The following is a 22,885-nucleotide window of genomic DNA, read 5'->3' as shown; positions in this document are numbered from 1 at the left end:
ACCCCCGATGACACCTGTCTCACCGGCTGGACCGTCCCGCGGGACCCCGCCGAGCGGGCTCACACAGGCCTACCGCTCAGCGGCAACGGCGACGGCTCAGCAGTAACCGTCGAGTCCCTCGGCGTACTCCTCGCAGCCGGCCGCCCTCAGCTCGACCTGCCTCAGCCGTTCCGGCAGCTCCCGCGCGTCGACTCCGCCCCGGCGCAGCACCTCGACGGCCCGGGACTGGGGATCCCCGATGATCGCCGCGAGCAGATCCACCCCGCGGGCCGGTGCGTCACCGCGTCGCGCGGCCCGTTCGCACGCCTCCTCCAACGCGCTCGCCGCGACCGGCGACCAGCCCGTCGTACCGCCTGCCCCCGGCAGCACGGGCAGTGCCCCGGAGTCCTCGACCGAGCCCTGCCAGCGCAGCCCGTAGCCGATGCTGCGCTGCACGAGATAGCCGAGCAGCCGTGCGACCTGCGGGTCGCCGCCCTCGAACACCGAACGCACCTCGGGATCGGACTCCAGGAGCGTGTGCAGCAGATGGGCCGTGTCGATCTGCCGGTCCCCGTCCCGCAGCGCCCGTCTGCGCGCGCCGGCGACCACCGCTGCCAGCTCGGAGGTGAGCCTGGCATCGTTGTCCAAGCGGTTCGCGCCGTGCTCGGTGGTCGACTGCCGGGGAATACGGGATCGCACACCCCCACCCCATCAGTCCCCGCATTCCCGGTCATCCCCGCGACGCACCATTTCCGTATCCCACGGAGGGTGTGCACCAGCGGTGGAATCTCCTCCTTACGGAGGACATCACGCCGCTCCCCCACGAGGTCGACACAAGGGGCGCGCACGCTCATTCCGTACGCCCCGGGCGCAACCGGACCACCCCCTCCCACGTCCCACACCAACATGGAGAGGTGCTGGCTGGTGGCGCTGCCGGCCACGGACGGGAGGCAGTACGTGTACCGGGTGTACGCCCCGGAGGACGCGCTGCTCGCCGACCTGTTCTGGGAGGCGTGGCACTGTCACGACGAAGGGCCCTTCCCGCGCGCGTGGGACCTGTTCGACGCGGCCGAGATACGGCGGGTCGGCTGAGCCGGTCCCGTTCGCCGACCCGACGCGACATTTTCTGACGACTCGTCAGTATTGAATGTTCCGGCCCTTGCGACTACGTTCCGCGACACCGCAGCCCGAGACACAGAGGTGGTCGCATGGCCGAAATAAGCGCGGAGGCTCAGATCCAGGCACCGGCGGAGAAGATCTGGGCGCAGCTGACGGACTGGTCGGCGTACGGAGCGTGGAACGCGACCCACACGAGCTTCCCGAAGGGCGGCCCCTCCACTCTGGAGGTCGGCGGCACCTTCGAGGAGAACATGAAGCTGATGGGCTTCCCGGCCGAGGTCGAATGGACCATCGCGGAGTTGGAGCCCGCCCGCACACTGGCCATCCGGGGCAAGGGACCGATGGCCGTGACCGTGGCCACGCGTTACACCCTCACACCCGACGGGGATGCCACGACGGTCCGGATCGACGGTGAGTTCACCGGCGCGGCCGTCTCCCTGATGGCCGGCAAACTGAAGGACTCGGGGACGGCCGCCCTCAACGAGTCCCTGCGCAAACTGGCCGGCCTGGTGAGCTGAGCCCGGCCGCCATGACCGTACGGCGGACAGCGCGAAAGGCGCCCCGCGGACACTTCCGCGGGGCGCCTGTGCGCACTGGGAGACACGCCGCCGGGGCGGTCACGTCTCCGAGGGCGGCCCATCAGTCCTCGTCGGCGAGGATCAGGTACAGCTTCTTGCGCGCTTCGTTTATCACCGTGAGCGCCTTCTCGCGCTGCTCCTTGCTGCCCGTCTTCCAGACCTGGCCGAAGGCCTCCATCAGACCGACGCCGGCCTGGCGGATGTCGTTCAGCGCCTCCCAGTCGACGCCGCGCCCGGCCTCTTCCCAGGGCGCGTCGGGACCCTCGTCGGCCGCGGTGCGACCTGACTCGGTGAGCGCGAACAACTTCTTGCCACCCTCGCTCTCGCTGGCGATCAGGCCCTCGTCCTCCAGCAGCTGAAGGGTGGGGTAGACCGAGCCCGGGCTGGGCTTCCAGGCCCCTCCGCTGCGCTCGGCGATCTCCTGGATCATCTCGTAGCCGTGCATGGGCCGGTCCTTCAGCAGGGCCAGGATCGACGCGCGGACGTCACCGCGCCGCGCCCTGCCCCGCGGTCCGCCCCGGCCGCCGCGCCCGCCCCAGGGTCCCGGGCCGAAGCCGGGTCCACCAGGACCGCCGGGACCGCCGAAACCCGGCCCGAAGGGGCCGAAGGCGGCGCGCCGCCCCTCGAAGCCGCCCCGCCCGAAGGCTCGGGGGCCGCCATGACCATGTGCGTGCCCGGGACCGAAGCCCGGACCGAATTCCTCTCCATGGGAACGCATCGCAACCACTCCATTCGTTGTCTTGTCGTTGATCTGTCGCGATGCGTCAACGATATATCGGAATAGCTCGTACGACAACCCCCACGCAGAAGTGACCCAGACCACAGTAGAAACGATGACGTTTCGATAGAGGTGAGAGCTAGGCTGACGACACCGAAGTGAACGAAACGGTTTCGTACAAGGAGAGTGCCCCCCATGGCCTCCGTACTCGTCGTACATCGCCAGTCCCTGCAACGTCTCGGACTACGCATGTTTCTCGCGGCCCAGCCCGACCTGACCGTCGCCGGCGAGGCGACGAGCGGCGCCGAGGCCGTTCGCATGAGCGCCGCGCTCGGACCCGACGTCGTCCTGATGGACAGCCTGGTGATCGACACGGACGGCGTCGACGTCATCCGTCGCATCAGCCGGCCCCCCACCCAGCTGCCGGTCGCCGAGTCCGCGAGAGTGGCGGCACCCCGCCCGCGTGTGCTGGTACTGACCCCCACCAGCCACGAGCGGCACGCCTACGCCGCCCTGCGCGCCGGAGCCGGCGGGTTCCTCCCCCAGGACGCCACCCCCGAGGAACTGACCGCGGCCGTCCGTATCGTGGCTGCCGGAGACGCCGTCACCACCCCCGACCTCACCCGCGCGCTCATCGACACCGTCCGGCACGAGCGCGCCTTCGGCCCGCCCGAGCGGGTGAGCGAGCTCGTCGCGCTCACCAGTCGCGAACGCGACGTCCTCACCGCGGTCGCCGCCGGCTGCTCCAACACCGAGATCGCCACCCGGCTGTCCATCTCGCCGACCACGGTCAAGTCCCACGTCAGCCGCATCCTCGCGAAGATCGGCGCACGCGCGCGCGTGCAGGCGGTCGTCTTCGCCTACGAGTCCGGCCTCGTCCGACCTGCGGCGGCCTGACGCTCCGCCCCACCCGACAGGTCCACCGGCCTCCCCGCCCGCCGAACCAGGTCCAGCACCCCGAAATTGGCCTTGGCCCGCCTCCCCGCCACCCGTTTAGCGTCATCCCCATGCGCATACGAATCGTCGACGCCTTCACCGACCGCCCCTTCGCCGGCAACCCGGCCGGCGTCCTGCTTCTCGACGCCTTCCCGGACGACATCCGGCTGCAGCGGATCGCCCTGGAGGTCAACCACGCCGAGACGGCGTTCGCGCACCCGCTGTCCGACGACGGCGAGGCCGACTGGGCGCTGCGCTGGTTCACCCCGGCCGCCGAGGTCGCGATGTGCGGCCACGCCACGCTCGCCACGGCCCACGTCCTGCACACCACGGGCAGCCATACGGGACCCGTACGATTCGCCACCCTCAGCGGCGTCCTCACCACGACGCCCCACGAGGACGGCTCCATCACCCTCGACTTCCCGACCGCCCCGCTCACCCGCGTCGAACCCCCCGCCGGGGTCGCCGAGGCCCTGGGCACCGAACCTCTCGCGGCCTTCGACACGGGCCCGAACATCAATGACCTGCTGATCGAGGTCGCGGACGAGAAAACGGTCCTTGCTCTCGCCCCCGACCTCAAGGCCCTGGCCGCCCACTCGGAACGCGGGGTCATCGCCACCGCCCGCGCCGACGACCCCGCCGGGGCCTATGACTTCGTCTCGCGCTGTTTCTTCCCCCGGATCGGCATCGACGAGGACCCGGTCACCGGCAGCGCCCACACCGCCCTCGCCCCCTACTGGTCCGAGCGTCTCGGCCGCCCCGACCTCACCGGCCTCCAGGCTTCAGCCCGCAGCGGTCTGGTCCGTACGCAACTCCGTGGCGAGCGCACCCTGCTGACCGGCCGAGCGGTCACCACCATCGACGGCGAGCTACTCGTCTGAGGGCACACGGAAGGGGCGTACGAAACCCTGATACGCCCCTCACCCCCTCCCCCGGAACCCTCAGGCGGTGGGCAGCCACCCGACCTTTCCCGCCAGCAGGGCGTAGCCCACGAACGCCCCGATGTCGAGCAGCGAATGCGCGACGACCAGGGGACCCACCCGCCCCCAACGCCGGTAGAGGTACACGAACACCACCCCCATCACCATGTTGCCGATGAACCCGCCGATGCCCTGGTACAGGTGATACGACCCGCGCAGGACGGCACTGGCCACCAGTGCCGTCCCCGGGGTCCACCCCAGCTGGCCCAGCCGGCGCAGCAGATACGCGACGACGATCACTTCCTCCAGTACGGCGTTCTGTACCGCCGAGAGGATCAGCACCGGGTACTTCCACCACACCTCGGGCAGCGCCTCGGGCACCACCGTGAGATTGAAACCGAGGCCACGGGCCGCCAGATAGAAGGCGATTCCGGTGCTGCCGATCACCGCCGCGATCGCGGCCCCGCGCCCCAGGTCGGGCCAGGGCCTGGTGCGGTCGAAGCCCAGTGTCCGCAGCCCCTTCCCCTCGCGCAGCAGGAAGTGCGCGACCAGCGCGACCGGGACCAGCGCCGTCGTGATACCGAAGAGCTGCCAGGCGAGGTCCAGCCAGGGCCGGCCCGGCGCCGCCGAGGCGTTGAGGGTGGCCGCCTGGTCCTTGAGGCCGCCCGGCTTCGTGACCGACCCGACAAAACTGATCAGGGCGGAGACACCGCTCGCGCCGAGTGAAAGCCCCAGAACCAACAGCGTCTCGTCCCGGAGAGTCCGCCGCGACGGCCGCTCCTCAGGAAAAGCCTCAGCCACTGAGCCCGCCTCCACCTGCACTCCTGCCTCCAGTTGTGTCATACGCGCCGCACGGACGCCCGCGCCCGACCGCAGTCTGACGACACGCTGCGAAGATCGTGCGCGACGGGCCGTCAAGGGGCGGGGCCGCTTCCGGCGTGCCTCCCCTGCTCCCTGCCTTACGGCTGGTGCGGCCGATTCACCTCATACGACTGTTTCGCGCCGCGCGTCGCGCCCACCTGCGAGGGATACGACCGTCATGGGCCATCGCAGTCTGCCCGATCCACCTGAGACGAGCGTGACCGACCCCCGCGCCGGCCCGGCGGCGCCCGGTCACCCTCGCCGCGGCCCTCGGCCTCGCCACCACCGCGGCTACGGCGGACACCGCGCGAAGGCACCCCGGATCTCGCCCACCGGGCATCCCCCGCGCCCCTCACCGGACCTCGGGGATCACCCCAGGGGCACCGCTTCCGGCAGTCCCACCGGCCAGGTGTGCACCGGTTCCCCCAGGTGCATCAGCTCGCTGTAGCGCCGGGTGGTCGCGGCCAGCGCGGCCTCCCGCGACAGCCCCTTGTCGAGCGCCCGGTGGAAGGTGGCCGACTGCCAGGACGCTCCGTTGGTCCGCAGCCGGCACCGTTCCTCGATCACCCCGAGGTACAGGTCCCGGTCAGCGGGCTCGACCCCCCACGCGTCGAGGCCGGCCTCGGCGAGCGGCAGCAACTCGTCCCGTACGAGTCGCACCGCGTCGACCTCCGCCGTGCCGCCGAACCGGCCGCCCCGGGGCCACTGGAGCCGCGCGTCGATACCGTGCCTGCAAGCGGCGTCGAAGTTGGCGGCGGCGGCCTCGAAAGGCAGTCGGCTCCACACGGGCCGCGACTCCTCGGCCAGCGCCCGGACGACACCGTAGTAGAAGGCCGCGTTGGCGATGACGTCCACGACGGTGGGGCCCGCGGGCAGCACCCGGTTCTCGACACGCAGATGGGGAACGCCGTCCGCGATGCCGTAGACGGGTCGGTTCCAGCGGTACACCGTGCCGTTGTGCAGCACGAGCTCACCGAGCTTCGGCACACCTCCGGCGTCGAGGACGCTCAGCGGGTCCTCGTCGTCACAGATCGGCAGCACCGCCGGGTAGTAGCGCACGTTCTCCTCGAAGAGGTCGTACGCCGACGAGATCCACCGCTCCCCGAACCAGGTGCGCGGCCGCACGCCCTGCGCCTGGAGTTCCGGCGGACGCGTGTCCGTGGACTGGGTGAACAGCGGGGGCCGCGACTCGCGCCACAGCTCACGGCCGAACAGGAAGGGCGAGTTGGCTCCGATCGCGACCTGCACGGCGGCGATCGCCTGCGCCGCGTTCCAGACATCGGCGAACCGCGCCGGAGTGACCTGAAGATGCAGCTGCACGGATGTACAGGCGGCCTCGGGAGCGATCGACCTCGACGTGCACGAGAGGCGCTCCACGCCCTCGATGTCGAGGGTGAAGTCCTCACCGCGGGCCGCCACGATCTGGTCGTTCAGCAGGGTGTAACGGTCGACGTCGGAAAGGTTGGAGGAAACCAGGTCGTCACGGCCGAGCGTCGGCAGAATGCCGATCATCATGATTCCCGCGTCGACCTCGTTCGCTTTCCGATGGGCATATGCCAGTGACGTACGGAGCTCTTCGGCGAGCCGGTCGAATACCCGCCCGGCAAGACGGTGTGGGGCAATGTTGACTTCCAGATTGAACATGGCGAGTTCTGTTTGGAAATCTCGACTCGCGATCCTTTCGAGTACTTGCCCATTCATCATTTTCGGCATCCCGTCGGGCCCGACGAGATTCAACTCGATCTCCAGGCCCAGGAGATTCTTCGGGCGGTCGAACCGCTTCTCGGCCAGCAGTCGCTCCAGCCCCGTCAGACACTGCCGGAGCTTGGTGCGGTAGTGCCGGCGAGCGGACAGGTCGAACGGCCCCGCCACGACCTTCTCCCCCATCGGAAGCGTCCCTCCTCCTCGAATGGGCAGGCCGAAGATCGGCCGCTGACGTCCCGGGTCACGTGGGATGATGCCCACCAAACGCGATCGATAACGTCCCCCGGGTTCTCGTCACCCGCTACGCTGGCCAACATGACCCGCGGCACATTCGTCCGGCATGGCGCCGCGGCCGGTTCAGGCCGGCCGACCGGACAGTTTCGCGCACTTGCGAACTCGTGAAAAACGCCGACGGTAATTGGCCGACCGCCTCCGACCCGTCCACCGAGGTCATCGCCGTGCGACCGGCCGGGTAACGGTAGAAACACCACGCAACGCCGACCGAACAAGCCCTTGCTCTTCACGCGGAAAACAGTTAGACGAAACATAGTCAGAACACGTGTCGTATAAACTCCGCGAACAAGGGAAGAGTCGGCGCCCAGGTCCTGGGTCCTGCCATCCAGATGCCGTACGGCAGGCCGCATCCACGCCCGCGCCCCCGGCCCCGCCTCTTCGCCCCCGACAGACTTCGAGAGCTGACAGCGCCGTCCGCCCCCGCCCTCGCGCCACCCTGCCTGTCGAACGAGAGGCGTTCCACCATGCCCCTGCATGTCCCCCCGGCTCCCGCACCCGCACTGCGCACCGTCCTCACGGCACTCGGTTCCCCCACCGCGGTCCGCGAGGCGCGCACCCCGTCCCTCCGTACCGCCCAGGGCCCCATCACCCCCGAACTCCCGCTGCCCGTGCACGTCCTGGACCACGTCACCCCCGCGGGCGCGTCCGTCACCCGGCTGACCGGGTGGCGCTTCCTGATCCGCTGCGGAGACCGCGCGGTGGCCGCCGCCGAGACCATGCTGACGCCCGACGGCTGGGCCTTCTCGCACTTCTTCGAAGGGCCCTACATCGCCTCCACCGAGCGCGCCCTCCGTCAGGCCGAGGCGATGAAACAGACCCATCAGGCACGCCTGCTGTCCGTTCCCGAGCTCTACATGCTCACGCTCTGGCTGCACGGCGACAGCACCGCCGACGGAGCCGAGGGCCAACCGGCCGCGACCGACCTGCTCGTCCCACTGGCGCCCGCCCCGCCCGGTATCGCCGCACATCGTCCGCACCGGGTCGCCGAACTGCTCCCCATGCTGACCCATCGGGTGACTCCGGCCCCGCTCCTGAGTTCCTCCGCCTGAGCGCACACGCCACGACACTCTCCGTATTCACCTGTGCCCCGCCGTCGAATTCCCGACGGCGGGGCAAGCTGCTCTTTCGCGCGGCAATATGCTCGTACGAGCCACCAAAAGCTTTCGACCCGACCGGACTAGCCCTATCCGACCCCCAAGAACCACCCAAAGGGACAGTCCAGTTGGGCTGAACCGTCCGCCCGGGTGACGCGTCTTGAACCTGTGAGAAGTGGTGCGCCCAAATACCTGCGGATTGACGCCCGTGGGGCAACACTGGGTTCAAACCGATTTATCACAACGGGGGGCGGCCATGAACAGTGCTTCGAGCCGCAAGACGGACACCACAGCCATCTCACACTCCACGACAGAGCGAAAGATCCCACCAATGTGCCAGCACCAGCCACCGTGCCCGACAGCTCACTCCACCGACCGGGAGTCCGCCCGCCTCATGGCGCACCACCCGGAGCAGGGCTGGAGCCTGCTGTGCAACGGCGTGCTCCTCTTCGAGGACACGGGTGAGCTCCTGCCCGACGGCCAGATCATCGCCCCGCACCGCGTGATGACAGCCGCCTGACGGCCTGCTCGCAGGGGACGAAGGGCGGCCTCCCGACGTCAGGAGTGACTGCCCGAACAGAGCTGAACCGAGGAAGAGACGAAGAGGGGCCGGCCCGCAGACATCCACTGCGAACCGGCCCCGACCCATGTCCGAGGGTGACTACTCCTCGTAAGCGTCCAGCGGCGGGCAGGAGCAGACCAGGTTCCGGTCACCGAAGGCCTGGTCGATCCGGCGCACCGGCGGCCAGTACTTGTCGGCCGCCGAGACCCCGGCCGGGAAGACCGCCTCCTCGCGCGTGTAGGCGTGCGTCCACTCGCCGCCGAGCGCGGCGGCGGTGTGCGGAGCGTTGCGCAGCGGGTTGTCGTCGGCCGGCCACTCGCCCGCGCCGACCTTCTCGATCTCGCCGCGAATGGCGATCATCGCGTCGCAGAAGCGGTCCAGCTCTCCCAGGTCCTCGGACTCGGTCGGCTCGATCATCAGCGTCCCTGCCACCGGGAACGACATCGTGGGCGCGTGGAAGCCGTAGTCGATCAGCCGCTTGGCGATGTCGTCGACACTCACGCCCGTCGTCCTGCTGATCGGCCGCAGGTCGATGATGCACTCGTGTGCGACCAACCCGCCGGGTCCGGTGTAGAGCACCGGGAAGTGCGGCTCGAGCCGCTTGGCGATGTAGTTGGCACTCAGTACCGCCACCTGCGTGGCCCGCTTGAGCCCCTCGCCGCCCATCAGCCGGACGTACGCCCACGAGATCGGCAGGATGCCCGCCGAGCCCCAGGGCGCCGCCGAGATCGGCCCCACACCCGTCTCGGGCCCGGCCGCGGGCTGCAAGGGGTGGTTGGGCAGATAGGGCGCGAGGTGCTCGCGCACGCCCACCGGGCCGACTCCCGGGCCGCCGCCCCCGTGCGGGATGCAGAACGTCTTGTGCAGATTCAGGTGCGAGACGTCCCCGCCGAAGTGCCCCGGCCTGGCCAGCCCCACCAGCGCGTTGAGGTTGGCCCCGTCGACGTACACCTGGCCGCCGGCCTCGTGCACCTGGGCACAGATGTCGGCGACATGCTCCTCGAACACCCCGTGCGTGGACGGGTACGTGATCATCAGCACAGACAGTTCGTCCCGGTACTGCTCGATCTTCGCCCGCAGATCCTCGACGTCGATCTCACCGTCCCCGGCGGTCTTCACGACGACGACCTTCATGCCGGCCATGACGGCACTGGCCGCGTTGGTCCCGTGCGCGGACGACGGGATCAGACAGACGGTCCGCTGCTCGTCACCGTTGGCCCGGTGGTATCCGCGTACGGCGAGCAGCCCGGCCAGCTCGCCCTGCGAACCGGCGTTCGGCTGCAGCGACACCTTGTCGTAGCCGGTGACCTCGGCGAGACGGTCCTCCAGCTCACGGATGAGCGTCAGATAGCCCTGTGCCTGCTCGGCGGGCGCGAAGGGGTGCAGCTGGCCGAACTCGGGCCAGGTGACCGGCTCCATCTCGGTGGTCGCGTTGAGCTTCATGGTGCAGGAGCCCAGCGGGATCATGCCGCGGTCGAGCGCGTAGTCCCGGTCGGCGAGCCGGCGCAGGTAGCGCAGCATCGCGGTCTCGGAGTGGTACTGGTGGAAGACGGGGTGGGTGAGGATCTCGTCGGTGCGCAGCAGCACCTCGGGGAGCGTGTCCCCGGCCTCGGCGTCGAGCGCGTCGATGTCGCCTTCGACCCCGAACGCGGTCCAGACGGCACCCAGCTGGTCCCGGGTGGTGGTCTCGTCACAGGAGACGGAGAGTCGGTCGGCGTCGACGAGGTGCACATTGACCCCGTGCTCGCGCGCGGCGGCGGCGACCTCACCGGCCCTGCCCGGCACCCGCAGGGTGAGGGTGTCGAAGTAGGCGCCGTGGACGACGTCCACACCGCCCGCCGTCAGCCCCGCGGCGAGGATCGTGGCGTACCGGTGGGTGCGCCGGGCGATGATCCGCAGCCCCTTGGGCCCGTGGTAGACGGCGTACATGCCGGCCATCACGGCCAGCAGGACCTGCGCCGTGCAGATGTTGCTGGTCGCCTTCTCGCGGCGGATGTGCTGCTCGCGCGTCTGCAGGGCGAGCCGGTACGCCTTGTGCCCGTCCGCGTCCACGGAGACACCCACGAGCCGCCCGGGCAGGCTGCGCGCGAACTGCTCGCGTACGGCCATGTATCCGGCGTGCGGCCCGCCGAAGCCCATCGGCACGCCGAACCGCTGGGTCGTCCCGACCGCGATGTCAGCGCCGAGCTCACCCGGCGAGGTGAGCAGCGTCAGGGCCAGCAGATCGGCGGCCACGGTGACCACGGCGCCGAGCTCGTGCGCCTGCTCGACGACCGGCTTCAGGTCCCGTACGACACCTGAGGCGCCCGGGTACTGAAGAAGCACCCCGTTGATCTCACGGCCCGCGAGGTCGTCCGGAATGCCCGCGCTCAGGTCGGCGACGACAACCTCGACACCGGTGGGCTCGGCCCGCGTCTCGATCACGGCGATGGTCTGCGGCAGGGCGTCCGCGTCGACGAGGAAGAGCCCCTTCTTGTTCTTGCCCATGCGCCGCGACAGCGACATCGCCTCCGCGGCCGCGGTGCCCTCGTCGAGCAGCGAGGCACCCGAGGTGGGCAGCCCGGTGAGGTCGGCGACCATGGTCTGGAAGTTCAGCAGCGCTTCGAGGCGCCCCTGCGAGATCTCGGGCTGGTACGGCGTGTACGCGGTGTACCAGGCCGGGCTCTCCATCACGTTCCGCAGGATGACCGGCGGGGTGAAGGTCCCGTAGTACCCGAGCCCGATCATGGACCCGAGGACCTGGTTCCGGTCGGCCAGCGACCGCAGCTCGGACAGCACTTCGACCTCGGTGCGGGCGCTCGGCAGATCGAGCGCGTCGGCGTTCCTGATCGCGTCCGGGACCGCGGCGGCCGTCAGCTCGTCGAGCGAGCCGTAGCCGACCTGCGCGAGCATCTTGGCCCGGTCCTCGTGGTCCGGCCCGATATGACGTCGCTCGAAGGGCGTTCCCTGTTCGAGTACGGCGAGCGGAGTGCGGTGGGCGGTCATTGCGGAGGCCTCCTGGTCGTCGCGACCTTCGAGGGGCACCACGACACGGGTGCCCGAACGGCCTCCCCCTCTGTCATCTCAACCTGAGAGCTTCACCGGGCCGCCAACGCGCTGACGTCCCGGCTTTCACCGTCGGTGAGAGCGGAAGCTGTCGCCATCCGCTCTTCTTTCCAGAGTGACCTCGTCCGTGCGGTACAGGGGCCTGAGAGATTCCGGGGAGGATTTGCTCCTTCGGCGTCCTCCGACGTTCCGGAGGACTCTCCCGCACAGGGTCAGCAGCCATTGGCCAGCCTACCAGCGGGCTCCACGCACACTCCTTCGAGTGGCCGCCTCAGCGGATGTGCTCTTTTGTAGTGTTTACGGATGAGTTGCGACCATACGGAGGCGCCGTGCAGACCGACATCGATCCGCGCAACCTGATCGGCCGCAAGGCCTTCGACCGCAACGGCACCAAGATCGGCACGATCGACGAGATCTACCTCGACGACGCGACGGGAGTGCCGGAGTGGGCGGCCATAAGAACCGGGCTGTTCAGCAGGGACGCCTTCGTGCCCCTGGAGCCCAGCGAACTGATCGACGGCACTCTGCGCATCCCCTTCGAGCGAGCCCTGATCAAGGACGCACCCGACTTCGGCGTGGGCCGCCACCTCTCCCCGGAGCAGGAACTCCAGCTCTACCACCACTACGGCCTCGACGTCGCTCCTCCTCCCCCCTTCCCCGACCACGACTTCGGCAGGCTGGCGGGCACGGACGACGCCTGATCCCCCGGTCCTCCGTCCGGACGACCGGGTCTTCGCGGCGGGGCGGCCACCAACGGCAGCGGATCCGCCGGCTCCAGCGCGGCGTCATCGGTCCGGAACGTACGCACCCGCCCCGGCTGCTCGGAGTCGGGCGTCTCGAACCGGACGGTCACCCGCCCCAGCCCGCTACCCTGCACCCACCCGTGCCCGAAGTCGGCATGCCGCACGTCGTGCCCGGCGGTCCAGTGCCGCTCGGCGGACGCCTCCGGCTCCTCGACGGCCTCGCGCTCCGCCTCCTCCAGCGGCTCCAGTGCCGCCAGCTCCCCGGCGGCCTGGGCGAACAGGTCCTCCTGCGTGTAGTCGGCGAGCCCGCTCACCCCGACGCCGAGCAGCCGGACGCCCCCGGTGGTGTCCACCGCCTCAAGGAGCCGGGCCGCCGCCTCCCGCACCACGGCGGGGTCGTCCGTGGGCCCCCGGAGCGTCTCGGACCGGGTCAGCGTGGAGAAGTCGTACCGCCGCACCTTGAGGACGATGGTCCGCCCGGACAGCCCGGCACCCCGCAACCGCCGCACACACCGGTCCGCCAGCCGCTGCACCTCAGTGCCCACCCGGCCCCGGTCATGGATGTCCACGTCGTAGGTGTCCTCGACCGACACGGACTTCGTCCCCCGCTCCGACACCACGGGCCGCTCGTCGTGGGCCAGCGCCATCGCGTACAGCGCGTGCCCGTGAGCCTTTCCCAGCAGCCGTACGAGCTCGTCCTCACCCGCCTCCGCCAGGTCGTCGACCGTACTCATCCCGGCCCGCCGCAGATGGTCCCCGGTGGCCGGGCCGACCCCCGGCAGGGTCCGCACCGACATCGGGCCGAGCAGTGCCCGCTCGGTCCCGGGCTCGATCACCACCAGCCCGTCCGGCTTGGCCTGCTCCGAGGCGATCTTCGCGAGCATCTTGGAGGCGGCCAGCCCCACCGACCCTGTGAGCCCCGTGACGGCCCGTATGTCCGCGCGCAGCCTGGTCCCGGCCAGCCGCGCCGACGCCTCGTCCCAGGCCGTGTCCCCGGCCTCCAGGTCCACGAACGCTTCGTCCAGGCTCAACGGCTCCACCAGAGGCGACAGCTCGTGCAGGAGGCCCATGACCTGCTCGCTGATCGACCGGTAGAAGCTGCCCCTGGGCACGAGATAGGCGGCGTTCGGTGCGAGCCTGCGGGCCTGCGCCATCGGCATCGCGGAGTGCACCCCGAAAACCCGGGCCTCGTACGACGCGGTGGCCACCACCCCGCGCGGTCCGAGTCCCCCCACCACCACGGCTTTCCCACGCAGGCTCGGCTTGGACGCCTGCTCCGCCGAGGCGAAGAAGGCGTCCATGTCGAGATGCAGGATCGTGGGCGCGTTTCTCACATCACCGATGCTGCCCTACGCCACTGACAATGCCCTGGACCACAGCGGCGCCGGTCAGACCGCCCGGTTGCGCCGCCGCGCCAGTTCGTCCGTGGGGTTGTGCCCGACGAGGGTCTCCCCGGTGTCGACACGCTCGCCGTGCAACTGCGAGAGAGCGCTTTCCACATCGCGCCACACCACGCCGACGGCAATACCGAAAATGCCCTGCCCACCCTGGAGCAGCGCGTGCACCTCATCCGGGGAAGTGCACTCGTAGACGGTCGCACCGTCACTCATCAGCGTCAGTCGCTCCAGGTCGTGGAGTTCGCACGCCCGGAGATGCTGCACCGCCGTGCGGATGTTCTGCAGCGAGACGCCGGTGTCCAGAAAGCGCTTGACGATCTTCAGGACGACAACATCCCGGAAGCTGTAGAGCCGTTGCGTCCCCGACCCGTGCGCGGGCCGCACACTCGGCTCCACCAAGCCGGTGCGCGCCCAGTAGTCCAACTGCCGATATGTGATGCCGGCCGCCGCGCACGCCGTGGGGCCGCGGTAGCCGATCTCCTCGGACGCCATGGATGTCGCCCCTCCGCTGCCTGCTACAGCCGTCGGCCGCCGCGGAACGTGATCGGCCGCGTTGCCCTGAAGCGGGTACGGGCCGCTCTCCCCCGGAACGCATCCAGGGGCACCCCCAGCCGTACCGTCGCCGCTGCTTCTCACGCCGACCTCCGTCCTTGACCTGCCTTCTCGACGGTAGGCAGTCACCAGGGGTGCGTCAACGATCGCCACACTCGGCACGCCGAGTGATAATCACCCTAGGAGTGGTTTCCCGTACCCCACCGCGGGGAAAGGCTAGCCGAATGCGCTCCGTCAGGGCCGCACGACGCTCTCACACGCCGCTGGCAATTGCCATCATCCGTGACGTCACCGGGCAAAAGACAGGCCCCACCGACCATGGGGTCCGTGGGGCGGCCGAGCCTCGTCAGGCGACGCTGACACGGCTCACTGACTGTTGGTCCCGAAGTCCTCGGGGGAGATCTGGTCGAGGAACTCGCGGAACTTCTCCACCTCGTCCTCCTGCTCGTCCGGGATCGCGATCCCGGCGTCGTCGAGTACCCCGTCGCTGCCGTAGATCGGCGTACCGGTACGCAGCGCCAGCGCTATGGCGTCGGACGGGCGTGCGCTCACCTCGACTCCGCTGGCGAACACCAACTCCGCGTAGAAAACACCTTCGCGCAGGTCCGTGATGCGCACTTCGGTGAGTTCCTGGCCGACGGCCTCCAGCACGTCCTTGAACAGGTCGTGGGTCAGCGGTCGCGCGGGGGCCATGCCCTGCTGGGCGAAGGCGATCGCCGTCGCCTCCCCCGGTCCGATCCAGATGGGAAGGTAGCGGTCGCCTCCCACTTCACGCAGGAGCACGATCGGTTGGTTGGAGGGCATTTCGACCCGGACACCTACGACATCGAGCTCGTTCACACAGCAACCCTAGGCCGTGCCCGGGACGTTTGGGTAGTCGGGCACGGAACGGGTGACCGATCCGCCCTCCGCCGACCCGCCACGCTCAGGGCTGCCGCACTCCCAGAGCGATCCGCACCAGGGCCGCGTGCAGCTTCACCGTGAGCCCTGCCAGCTCCTTGCTACGGGCCTCCGCGAGCGCCCTGGTCTGCGGATTGCGGTGACGCTTCAGCGGGGCCAGGACCTGGTCGACGAGGCCGGCCTCACGGTCCGCGGCGGCCTTCATCACCCGCAGATGCCGCGGCTCGATCCCGAACCGCCCCAGCTCGGCAACGAGCGCGGCGACGGTGACCGACTCCGCGTCGTACGCCCCGTCGGGCAGCGGCGCGATCAGCCCGTACGACTGCCACTCCTCGAGTTCCTCGTCGCCGATCTCGGCGGCGGCGAGCAACTCGGCGCGGCCGATCCGGACGGCGGTGGGCCCCTCGGGCTCCAGAACGGGCTCACCGTCCCGCTGCCGGCCGACGGTGGGGGGCGGGGCCACCTCCCCACGCTCCATGGCCTCCAGGTACTCCCTGATCACCTTGAGGGGCAGGTAGTGGTCTCGCTGCATTCTCAGGACATGCCCGAGGCGCTCGACATCCCTCGGACCGAACTTGCGGTACCCCGACGGGGTCCGCTGCGGCTCGATGAGCCCCTCCGACTCCAGGAAACGAATCTTGGAGATGGTGACTTCGGGGAACTCGTCGCGCAGCGCGTTCAGCACTGTGCCGATGCTCATCAGCCCACTGTCCGCGGCGGCGATGCCGTGCCCGGCACCGCCGCTCGGTGTTTGAAGCATGGACCTTCCCTGTGGGTCCCCCCGGACTCGGTCCGGAGGAGGGTCAGTAGCCCCGCTGGCTCGCGTAGAACACCAGCCGGTACTTGCCGATCTGCACCTCGTCACCGTTCGACAGATCGACCTGGTCGATCCGCTCGCGGTTGACGTACGTGCCGTTGAGGCTGCCCACATCAGCGACTGTGAACAGGCCGTCCTGGCCCCGCCGGAACTCCACATGCCGACGCGACACGGTCACGTCGTCCAGGAAGATGTCGCTCTGCGGATGACGCCCGGCCGTGGTCAGCTCGCCGTCCAGGAGGAAGCGGCTGCCCGAGTTCGGGCCACGGCGCACCACCAGGAGCGCCGACCCGAGCGGCAGAGCGTCCACCGCGGCCTGCGCCTCGGGCGAGAGCATCGGCATCTGCGTCTGACCGGTGACCTCGGCGTCGTACGCCTCGATGCCGGAGATCGAGATCGTGGACGTCGTCTCCGACGGGCGCTCGGGGGTGACCCCGGCCCGCAGCGGCGCGCCACAGTTGGAACAGAAGCGGCTGTTCTCCGCGTTGCGGTTACCGCACCTCGTACACACCAGGGCCGACATCGACGGATCCTCCTGCCGCGGCTGCCCCGCCGGGGCATTGGACGCATACGGACCGGAGGAAAAGTCTCCACCCGTACTTGAGGTTGACGGTTCCCCGAAACCTATGCGCCCGGACTGGGCAGGGTCAACAGAAGGCGCGCCCTGACCTCCCGGAACGTCACCACCCGGACCGCCGACCTGATCCCGGAACAACGGACGCTGACCGTCCGCGTCGGGCTGTGCGCGATGGCGGGCGGTCGCGTTGTCGCCGCCGCCCTCTCGCGCGCTCTTGCCGAACAACTTCCCAAACAACTTCACGGGCGATTCCCCTTGACCGAAACAGACCCGCCCGTGGGGCAGGACGAACCCTGACTGCACCTACCGGTCGACCCGGACATCCTCACAACGTCCGCCGCCACCTGACAGTTTCCACCACGCACCACCCATTCGGTGCGCCGACCCCCCGCAACCTCCTGCCCTCCGCGGACAACCCCCATGCACCCCCGGTTCACTCGGAGGACGACCGAGCGTAGTCAGGCTGCTTCGCGGCTCGCAAGGCATCCACGACGATCTTGGACGCCCGCTCCACGGTAGCCGTGGCCTGCTCCTTCTCCAGGGTCTGCACCACACCTCCGGGGATGTTGAGCGCCGGTTCGAGGTCCTGCGGCTTCCCGATGACCTTGAAACGATAGGGAGCGTCGATCTTGTTCCCGTCGACACTCACTCCCCCACCGTCCTCGTCCGCCAGAAAGGTCCCCGCGACGACCCGTACACCGTTCACCTGGATCGCCTCGGCACCGGCGGCACGCAACTCCTGGATCGCGTCGAGCAGCATGTCGGCTTCGACCGTCCCCTTCGTGTCCTCGATGGTCAGCGTGATCCCGGGCCCCTGCGCGGCCACCGTGCCCGCGAGGATGCCCAGTTGCCGTTCCTTCTCAACCGTCTGCTTACGGGCCTCCTCAGCTTGGTCCGAGCTGTTCTCCAACTCGGTCCGCTGATCTTCGAGACCTTGCTTCTCGTCCTCAAGACGCTGCGTACGGTCATCCAGTTCATCGAGGATGCGAACGAGATCTTCCTGTCGTGCCCCGCGCAGCGCACCGTCGCTGTCACTGGTGGACGCGACCTGCACCGCAAGCCCGAATCCGAGCCCGAACAGCAACAGGGCGACGATAAGTTGCGCCCGGGTCACGCGTGGCGGCCACAGCCCCTTCACCAGCCGCTGACGGCCGGTCAGGGACGGAGCGACGGTCTCCTCGTCGGCCTCCGTGGCTGCGGTATGCGCGTCCGGAGCGTCCGCGGGAGTGGCAGAGATCTCCTCGGGCAGTTCCTCGCGCAATCGCCTCTCGCCCGCCTCAGGATGCTTGTCGCCCGCGTCGTTCTTGTCGTTGTCAGTCATCGGCGTCAGGCCCGGAACACGTGCCGGCGGATCGCCGCGGCATTCGAGAAGATACGGATACCGAGGACCACCACGACGCCGGTGGACAACTGGGCGCCCACGCCCAGCTTGTCGCCCAGGAACACGATCAGCGCGGCCACGACGACGTTCGACAGGAACGACACCACGAAGACCTTGTCGACGAAGATGCCGTCCAGCATGGCCCGCAGACCACCGAACACGGCGTCCAGGGCCGCGACGACAGCGATGGGTAGGTAAGGCTCGACAACCGCCGGCACCTCGGGCCGGACCAACAACCCCGCCACGACGCCCACGACGAGGCCCAGTACCGCGATCACGATGTGCCCTTCTCTGTTCTCGGCTGTGCTGTACGTACGATCACGCTCGGTGCGGCGGGCAGCCGGAGGTCACTCTCCACGGAGATGCCGGTCCGGATGTCGAAGTTCTCCTGCAGCGCGTGCAGATACAGTCCGTCGGCGCTGTCCTGGAACCTCGTGCTCAGTCGCTTCCCGTCCCCTACCGCAAGCACCGTGTACGGCGGCACCAGCGGCTTGTTGTCGACCAGTATCGCGTCTCCCGCGGCCCGGATCGCCGAGAGCGCCGTCAGCCGCTGCCCGTTGATCGCGATGGCCTCGGCGCCCGACTGCCACAGCCCGTTCACGACCCGCTGCATGTCCCGGTCGCGTACCCGCCCGGTGTCGGAGAATCCGGAGGTCTCCCGGGCATCCCCACCGGCACCGGTACTCGCTTCCTTCGCGTCGTCCACGACCAGCTTGACGCCCGGTCCGTGCACCTCTGTCGCACCCGACAGGATGCCCACCAGGTCGGCCTGTCCGCTGCCGCCCTCCGACTTCAGCGCCGCACGCTGACGCGCGCTCACGTTGTCGCGCAGTTGGTCGACCGCCTTCTCCAGCTTGTCGGCCGCATCGGTCTCGCGGTCGATGCGGTCGATCAGTTCCTCACGCTCCTTGGCGACGCCGGGCGCGGCTATCCGTGCTTGAGCCGCCCCAACCGTGACCACGAGAGCAGCCAGCACCAGGCCCGCGGCAAGGCCGAGCTTCGCCCTCAGCGGCCTCGCCAGACCGGCGTCACCCGTGGCTTTCCGACGCGCGGCAGCCTCGGCATACCCCTCGTCGAGGCTGTGGTCCATGACGTTGGTGAGCAGCGACATGGACGCGTCCGGACGGGAACGACTCGTGGGGATGCTCCGAACGGGGGGCTGCTGCGGCATGCCGCACATCGTCCCACGTCGCGACCAGTGCCTCCGAACGGCCCCACCGACGCGCCGGACAGGCCCCATTGGGGATTCCTGTCCGGCACGCGCGCGTGGACCTCGATTCAGCGACCGGCGCCGTCCACCACGGCGGACCACTCGTCGAGCAGCGCCTGGGCGGAGGCGTCGTCGGGCCCTTCGGCCCACAGATGTGTGACGGCCTCCGCCGGGTCGGGCAGCACCATCACCCACCGCCCGTCGGTCTCGACCACTCGCACCCCGTCGGTGGTGTCGACGAACCTGTCTCCGGCCTCCTCCACAACCCGCCGCATGACAAGTCCCTTGACGGCCCACGGAGTCGCCAGATCCCGTTTCAGGACGTGTGCCCGCGGAATCCTGGCATCGATCTGGCTGAGCGTGAGCTGCGTCCGCGCCACCAGTCCGATAAGCCGCACAAAGGCAGCTGATCCGTCGAACACGCTGCTGAACTCGGGAACGATGAACCCACCACGCCCGTCTCCACCGAAGATGGTCGCCTCGTCACGCCCGACCCGGGTGAGATCGTCGGGCGAGGTGGTGGTCCACTCAACCTGCGTACCGTGATAGGCGGCAACCTGCTCGGCGATGCGCGTAGTCGTCACCGGCAACGCAACCCGCCCACTGCGCCGTTCGGCGGCCACCAGATCGAGCATGACGAGCAGAGCCCGGTCATCCTCGATGATCCGCCCCTTCTCGTCGACGAGTGAAAGCCGCTCACCCACCGGGTCGAAACGCACGCCGAATGCGGCACCCGCCGACGCCACGATCTCGCCGAGCCGCACCATCCCGGACCGCCGCGTATCAGCGGTCTCCGTCGGCCTGGACTCGTCCAGTCCGGGATTGATGGTCAGCGAATCCACTCCCAGTTTTCCGAGCAGACTGGGCAGCACAAGTCCCGCACTGCCGTTGGACGCATCCACGACAACCTTGAGCCCTGCCTCCGCGATGCCGGTCGTATCCACGTTCCGCAGCAACGACCCGGTGTACGAGTCGAAGACACTGGCCGGGAAATGCAGATCCCCGATCTCCCCGGGGAACGCCCGCCTGTACTCCTGCCGCGCGAACACCCGGTCCAGCTTCCGCTGACTTGCCTGCGAGAGGTCGGCCCCCTGCCCGTCGAAGAACATGATGTCGACAGAGTCAGGCACCCCGGGCGTCGTCCGGATCATGATGCCCCCGGCACTCCCCCGAGCGGTCTGCTGCCGCGCCACCGGCAGCGGTACGTTCTCCAGGTCTCGTACGTCGATGGCACTGGTCTGCAAGGCCGAGATGACCGCCCGCTTCAGCGCGCGAGCACCGCGGGAGTGGTCGCGGGCAGTGGTGACGGTGGACCCCTTCTTCAAGGTGGTCGCATAGGCGCCGGCGAGCCGCACCACCAACTCGGGCGTGATCTCCACATTCAGGATTCCGGACACCCCACGGGCACCGAAGAGATGCGCCTGCCCCCTCGACTCCCAGATCACCGAGGTGTTGACGAAGGCTCCGGCCTCGATCGTCTTGAACGGGTAAACGCGGACGTTCCCCTGAATGATCGATTCTTCACCGACGAGACACTCGTCGCCGATGACCGCTCCGTCCTCGATCCGCGCCGCGCGCATGATGTCGGTGTTCTTCCCGACCACGCAGCCGCGCAGATTGCTGTGCTGCCCGATGTACACGTTGTCGTGCAACACGGCCCTGTGCAGAAAGGCCCCGCTCTTCACAACGACGTTCGAGCCGACGACGGTGTGTTCACGAATTTCCACACCGGCCTCGACCTTGGCGTAGTCCCCGATGTAAAGGGGCCCGCGAAGCACGGCATCAGGATGCACCTCGGCACCCTCCGCGACCCACACACCGGGCGACATCTCGAATCCGTCGAGCTCGACATCCACCTTGCCCTCAAGGACGTCGGCCTGTGCCTTGACGTAGCTCTCGTGCGTACCGACGTCTTCCCAGTACCCCTCGGCGATGTAGCCGTAGACCAGCCGCCCTTCCTTCATCAGCTGAGGGAAGACGTCACCGGACCAGTCGACGGAGGTATCGGCCTCGACATAGTCGAAGACCTCGGGTTCCATGACGTAGATGCCCGTGTTCACGGTGTCGGAGAAGACCTGCCCCCAGGTCGGTTTCTCGAGGAAGCGCTCGACCTTGCCTTCCTCGTCGACGATGGTGATACCGAATTCCAGTGGATTCGGGACTCTCGTCAAGCAGACGGTGACGAGCGCACCTTTTTCCTTGTGGAAGTTGATGAGCTCGGTGAGGTCGAAGTCGGTCAGGGCATCACCGGAGATGACGAGGAAAGTGTCGTCCTTCAACGCGTCTTCGGCGTTCTTGACACTTCCGGCAGTACCGAGTGGCTTCTCCTCATTGGCATAGGTGAGCTCCATCCCGAGCTCTTCGCCGTCACCGAAGTAGTTCTTGACGAGTGATGCCAGGAACTGGACAGTAACGACTGTCTCGTTGAGCCCATGCCTTTTGAGCAGCCGCAGCACGTGCTCCATGATCGGCCGGTTGGCCACCGGCAGGAGCGGCTTGGGCATGCTCGAGGTCATTGGGCGAAGGCGTGTGCCTTCGCCTCCGGCCATCACGACGGCCTTCATGTCGGAAGCGTCCTCCTTGAAGAGACGGTCTAGCCGACTTCACCCGTCCTGATTGTCCCGCACATTTACGACGCGGGCCATCGAGCCACTACAGTCGCAGTCGCCCAATCGGCGAGCTCAATCGGCCATGGCGTCCGCACGGACCAGCCGGCGGACTTGTACCACGTAGAGGACTCCTGCCCACCAGTACAGGGTTGTACCCCATCCGGCGAACGCCCATCCGAAAACAGCAGCGAGTGACGAGATCCATCCACTTCCGTCACTGAGTAGAAGTAGAGGGAAGGCGTACATCAGGTTGAAGGTAGCCGCCTTCCCCAGGAAGTTCACCTGCGGCGGCGGGTACCCATGACGCCTGAGGATGCCCACCATCACCAGCAGAACCAGCTCTCGCGCCAGGAGTGCAGCGGTCAACCAGATTGGCAGAATCTCGCGCCAGGTGAGCCCGACCAGAGTCGAGAGAATGTAGAGCCTGTCGGCGGCTGGATCGAGGAGCCGGCCTAGGCTGCTGATCTGGTTCCAGCGCCTCGCGAGCTTGCCGTCCAGATAGTCACTGATCCCGCTCAGCATCAGCACCAGGAGTGCCCAGCCGTCGCTCTGCGGACCACCGAACTGAGGCCGAAGGATCAGCCAGAGAAAGACGGGGACGCCGACAAGGCGCGCCATGCTGAGGATGTTCGGGATGGTGAGGACCCGGTCTGTCTGGACACGGGTCTCCTGGACCTCCACCCGGGGGCCTCCTGAAGGAAATGAGCCAACGATGCCCCCTGACCCTACCTCAACGCAAAAAAGCTCCGGCTCTCGGGCGGTATGCCCAAGAGCCGGAGCTTTAAAAGGAGTTCGGCGGCGTCCTACTCTCCCACAGGGTCCCCCCTGCAGTACCATCGGCGCTGTGAGGCTTAGCTTCCGGGTTCGGAATGTAACCGGGCGTTTCCCT

22 protein-coding genes, 1 rRNA gene and 1 riboswitch are annotated in these 22,885 nt (G+C 68.6%); of the genes, 7 read left to right on the top strand and 16 right to left on the bottom strand.

From position 1 onward, the window contains the following. Positions 1-96: 96 nt before the first annotated feature. Positions 97-678 carry a Clp protease N-terminal domain-containing protein gene (locus tag PV734_RS40500; RefSeq protein ID WP_319098414.1) on the bottom strand — a complete coding sequence of 194 codons (582 nt, stop codon included), beginning with the start codon at positions 676-678 and terminating at the stop codon, positions 97-99. Between the two features lie 225 nt (positions 679-903). Here PV734_RS40500 and PV734_RS40495 point away from each other — a divergent pair, with 225 nt between their 5' ends. Then, positions 904-1,071: a hypothetical protein gene (locus PV734_RS40495; RefSeq protein WP_415924347.1), complete on the top strand. Its 168-nt coding sequence runs from the start codon at positions 904-906 to the stop codon at positions 1,069-1,071. A 116-nt stretch (positions 1,072-1,187) separates the two neighbouring features. Next, positions 1,188-1,616 carry an SRPBCC family protein gene (locus PV734_RS40490; protein ID WP_319294429.1) on the top strand — a complete coding sequence of 143 codons (429 nt, stop codon included), beginning with the start codon at positions 1,188-1,190 and terminating at the stop codon, positions 1,614-1,616. Positions 1,617-1,737: 121 nt separating this feature from the next. On the opposite strand, the gene PV734_RS40485 is transcribed toward PV734_RS40490, so the two are convergent. Next, on the bottom strand, positions 1,738-2,394 hold the full coding sequence (locus PV734_RS40485; protein WP_319098409.1) for a PadR family transcriptional regulator: 657 nt from the start codon (positions 2,392-2,394) through the stop codon (positions 1,738-1,740). A gap of 195 nt (positions 2,395-2,589) precedes the next feature. Between PV734_RS40485 and PV734_RS40480 the strand changes: the two genes are divergently transcribed. Further along, positions 2,590-3,291, top strand: coding sequence for a response regulator transcription factor (locus PV734_RS40480; protein WP_319294427.1), 702 nt, complete (start codon positions 2,590-2,592; stop codon positions 3,289-3,291). A gap of 110 nt (positions 3,292-3,401) precedes the next feature. Continuing rightward, positions 3,402-4,211 carry a PhzF family phenazine biosynthesis protein gene (locus tag PV734_RS40475; protein ID WP_319294425.1) on the top strand — a complete coding sequence of 270 codons (810 nt, stop codon included), beginning with the start codon at positions 3,402-3,404 and terminating at the stop codon, positions 4,209-4,211. A 60-nt stretch (positions 4,212-4,271) separates the two neighbouring features. Here PV734_RS40475 and PV734_RS40470 read toward each other — a convergent pair whose 3' ends face one another. Both PV734_RS40470 and PV734_RS40465 read right to left on the bottom strand, forming a co-directional pair. After that, the gene (locus PV734_RS40470; RefSeq protein ID WP_319294422.1) at positions 4,272-5,072 is read right to left on the bottom strand and encodes a type II CAAX endopeptidase family protein; all 801 of its coding nucleotides are present in this window, start codon (positions 5,070-5,072) and stop codon (positions 4,272-4,274) included. A 408-nt stretch (positions 5,073-5,480) separates the two neighbouring features. Next, complete coding sequence (locus PV734_RS40465; protein WP_319098405.1) at positions 5,481-6,998, bottom strand: glutamate-cysteine ligase family protein; 1,518 nt, start codon at positions 6,996-6,998, stop codon at positions 5,481-5,483. A 575-nt stretch (positions 6,999-7,573) separates the two neighbouring features. Here PV734_RS40465 and PV734_RS40460 point away from each other — a divergent pair. Both PV734_RS40460 and PV734_RS40455 read left to right on the top strand, forming a co-directional pair. Continuing rightward, positions 7,574-8,158, top strand: coding sequence for a hypothetical protein (locus tag PV734_RS40460; RefSeq protein WP_319098404.1), 585 nt, complete (start codon positions 7,574-7,576; stop codon positions 8,156-8,158). Between the two features lie 376 nt (positions 8,159-8,534). Beyond that, complete coding sequence (locus PV734_RS40455; RefSeq protein ID WP_044472287.1) at positions 8,535-8,723, top strand: DUF5999 family protein; 189 nt, start codon at positions 8,535-8,537, stop codon at positions 8,721-8,723. A gap of 141 nt (positions 8,724-8,864) precedes the next feature. Here PV734_RS40455 and gcvP read toward each other — a convergent pair whose 3' ends face one another. Next, complete coding sequence (gene gcvP / locus PV734_RS40450) at positions 8,865-11,750, bottom strand: aminomethyl-transferring glycine dehydrogenase (protein WP_319098403.1); 2,886 nt, start codon at positions 11,748-11,750, stop codon at positions 8,865-8,867. 180 nt (positions 11,751-11,930) lie between these two features. After that, positions 11,931-12,025: riboswitch (glycine riboswitch) on the bottom strand. 114 nt (positions 12,026-12,139) lie between these two features. Here gcvP and PV734_RS40445 point away from each other — a divergent pair. Next, a complete protein-coding gene (locus PV734_RS40445; protein WP_006376812.1) occupies positions 12,140-12,511 on the top strand; it encodes a PRC-barrel domain-containing protein in 372 nt (123 codons plus the stop codon). Here PV734_RS40445 and PV734_RS40440 read toward each other — a convergent pair. From PV734_RS40440 to rrf, 11 genes are all read right to left on the bottom strand, one after another. Then, positions 12,433-13,887: a DNA polymerase IV gene (locus PV734_RS40440; protein WP_319098401.1), complete on the bottom strand. Its 1,455-nt coding sequence runs from the start codon at positions 13,885-13,887 to the stop codon at positions 12,433-12,435. The two genes, PV734_RS40445 and PV734_RS40440, sit on opposite strands and share 79 nt — an antisense overlap. A 54-nt stretch (positions 13,888-13,941) precedes the next feature. After that, on the bottom strand, positions 13,942-14,586 hold the full coding sequence (locus PV734_RS40435; protein ID WP_319098400.1) for a MerR family transcriptional regulator: 645 nt from the start codon (positions 14,584-14,586) through the stop codon (positions 13,942-13,944). Between the two features lie 282 nt (positions 14,587-14,868). Then, a complete protein-coding gene (locus tag PV734_RS40430) occupies positions 14,869-15,342 on the bottom strand; it encodes a bifunctional nuclease family protein (protein WP_006123076.1) in 474 nt (157 codons plus the stop codon). 85 nt (positions 15,343-15,427) lie between these two features. Continuing rightward, a complete protein-coding gene (locus tag PV734_RS40425) occupies positions 15,428-16,162 on the bottom strand; it encodes a MerR family transcriptional regulator (protein ID WP_319098399.1) in 735 nt (244 codons plus the stop codon). A gap of 43 nt (positions 16,163-16,205) precedes the next feature. Next, the gene (locus PV734_RS40420; RefSeq protein ID WP_319294420.1) at positions 16,206-16,742 is read right to left on the bottom strand and encodes an FHA domain-containing protein; all 537 of its coding nucleotides are present in this window, start codon (positions 16,740-16,742) and stop codon (positions 16,206-16,208) included. A gap of 487 nt (positions 16,743-17,229) precedes the next feature. After that, a complete protein-coding gene (locus PV734_RS40415; protein ID WP_319098397.1) occupies positions 17,230-18,117 on the bottom strand; it encodes a DUF881 domain-containing protein in 888 nt (295 codons plus the stop codon). Between the two features lie 5 nt (positions 18,118-18,122). Continuing rightward, the gene (locus tag PV734_RS40410; RefSeq protein WP_006376801.1) at positions 18,123-18,455 is read right to left on the bottom strand and encodes a small basic family protein; all 333 of its coding nucleotides are present in this window, start codon (positions 18,453-18,455) and stop codon (positions 18,123-18,125) included. After that, positions 18,452-19,288, bottom strand: a complete 837-nt coding sequence (locus PV734_RS40405; protein ID WP_319098473.1) for a DUF881 domain-containing protein — start codon at positions 19,286-19,288, stop codon at positions 18,452-18,454. The genes PV734_RS40410 and PV734_RS40405 overlap by 4 nt, the downstream gene beginning before the upstream one ends. Before the next feature lie 167 nt (positions 19,289-19,455). Beyond that, a complete protein-coding gene (locus PV734_RS40400; RefSeq protein ID WP_319098396.1) occupies positions 19,456-21,951 on the bottom strand; it encodes a mannose-1-phosphate guanyltransferase in 2,496 nt (831 codons plus the stop codon). Between the two features lie 117 nt (positions 21,952-22,068). Beyond that, on the bottom strand, positions 22,069-22,677 hold the full coding sequence (locus tag PV734_RS40395; RefSeq protein ID WP_319294418.1) for a CDP-alcohol phosphatidyltransferase family protein: 609 nt from the start codon (positions 22,675-22,677) through the stop codon (positions 22,069-22,071). Positions 22,678-22,786: 109 nt separating this feature from the next. Beyond that, a 5S ribosomal RNA gene (gene rrf / locus PV734_RS40390) occupies positions 22,787-22,885 on the bottom strand; the annotation flags it as partial.

Origin of the sequence: Streptomyces sp. AK08-02 (assembly GCF_033795085.1) — a bacterium.
Lineage (GTDB): Bacteria > Actinomycetota > Actinomycetes > Streptomycetales > Streptomycetaceae > Streptomyces > Streptomyces echiniscabiei.
Note: the sequence above shows the minus strand (reverse complement) of the source record. Positions and strands in the feature narration are given on the sequence as shown.

What these genes read in the sequence shown, in the direction of transcription:
- PV734_RS40490 (WP_319294429.1), top strand. Translation starts at nt 1,188, where the DNA reads ATGGCCGAAATAAGCGCGGAGGCTCAGATCCAGGCACCGGCGGAGAAG.
- PV734_RS40485 (WP_319098409.1), bottom strand. Translation starts at nt 2,394, where the DNA reads ATGCGTTCCCATGGAGAGGAATTCGGTCCGGGCTTCGGTCCCGGGCAC.
- PV734_RS40480 (WP_319294427.1), top strand. Translation starts at nt 2,590, where the DNA reads ATGGCCTCCGTACTCGTCGTACATCGCCAGTCCCTGCAACGTCTCGGA.
- PV734_RS40475 (WP_319294425.1), top strand. Translation starts at nt 3,402, where the DNA reads ATGCGCATACGAATCGTCGACGCCTTCACCGACCGCCCCTTCGCCGGC.
- PV734_RS40465 (WP_319098405.1), bottom strand. Translation starts at nt 6,998, where the DNA reads ATGGGGGAGAAGGTCGTGGCGGGGCCGTTCGACCTGTCCGCTCGCCGG.
- PV734_RS40460 (WP_319098404.1), top strand. Translation starts at nt 7,574, where the DNA reads ATGCCCCTGCATGTCCCCCCGGCTCCCGCACCCGCACTGCGCACCGTC.
- PV734_RS40455 (WP_044472287.1), top strand. Translation starts at nt 8,535, where the DNA reads ATGTGCCAGCACCAGCCACCGTGCCCGACAGCTCACTCCACCGACCGG.
- gcvP (WP_319098403.1), bottom strand. Translation starts at nt 11,750, where the DNA reads ATGACCGCCCACCGCACTCCGCTCGCCGTACTCGAACAGGGAACGCCC.
- PV734_RS40425 (WP_319098399.1), bottom strand. Translation starts at nt 16,162, where the DNA reads ATGCTTCAAACACCGAGCGGCGGTGCCGGGCACGGCATCGCCGCCGCG.
- PV734_RS40420 (WP_319294420.1), bottom strand. Translation starts at nt 16,742, where the DNA reads ATGTCGGCCCTGGTGTGTACGAGGTGCGGTAACCGCAACGCGGAGAAC.
- PV734_RS40415 (WP_319098397.1), bottom strand. Translation starts at nt 18,117, where the DNA reads ATGACTGACAACGACAAGAACGACGCGGGCGACAAGCATCCTGAGGCG.
- PV734_RS40405 (WP_319098473.1), bottom strand. Translation starts at nt 19,288, where the DNA reads ATGTCGCTGCTCACCAACGTCATGGACCACAGCCTCGACGAGGGGTAT.
- PV734_RS40400 (WP_319098396.1), bottom strand. Translation starts at nt 21,951, where the DNA reads ATGAAGGCCGTCGTGATGGCCGGAGGCGAAGGCACACGCCTTCGCCCA.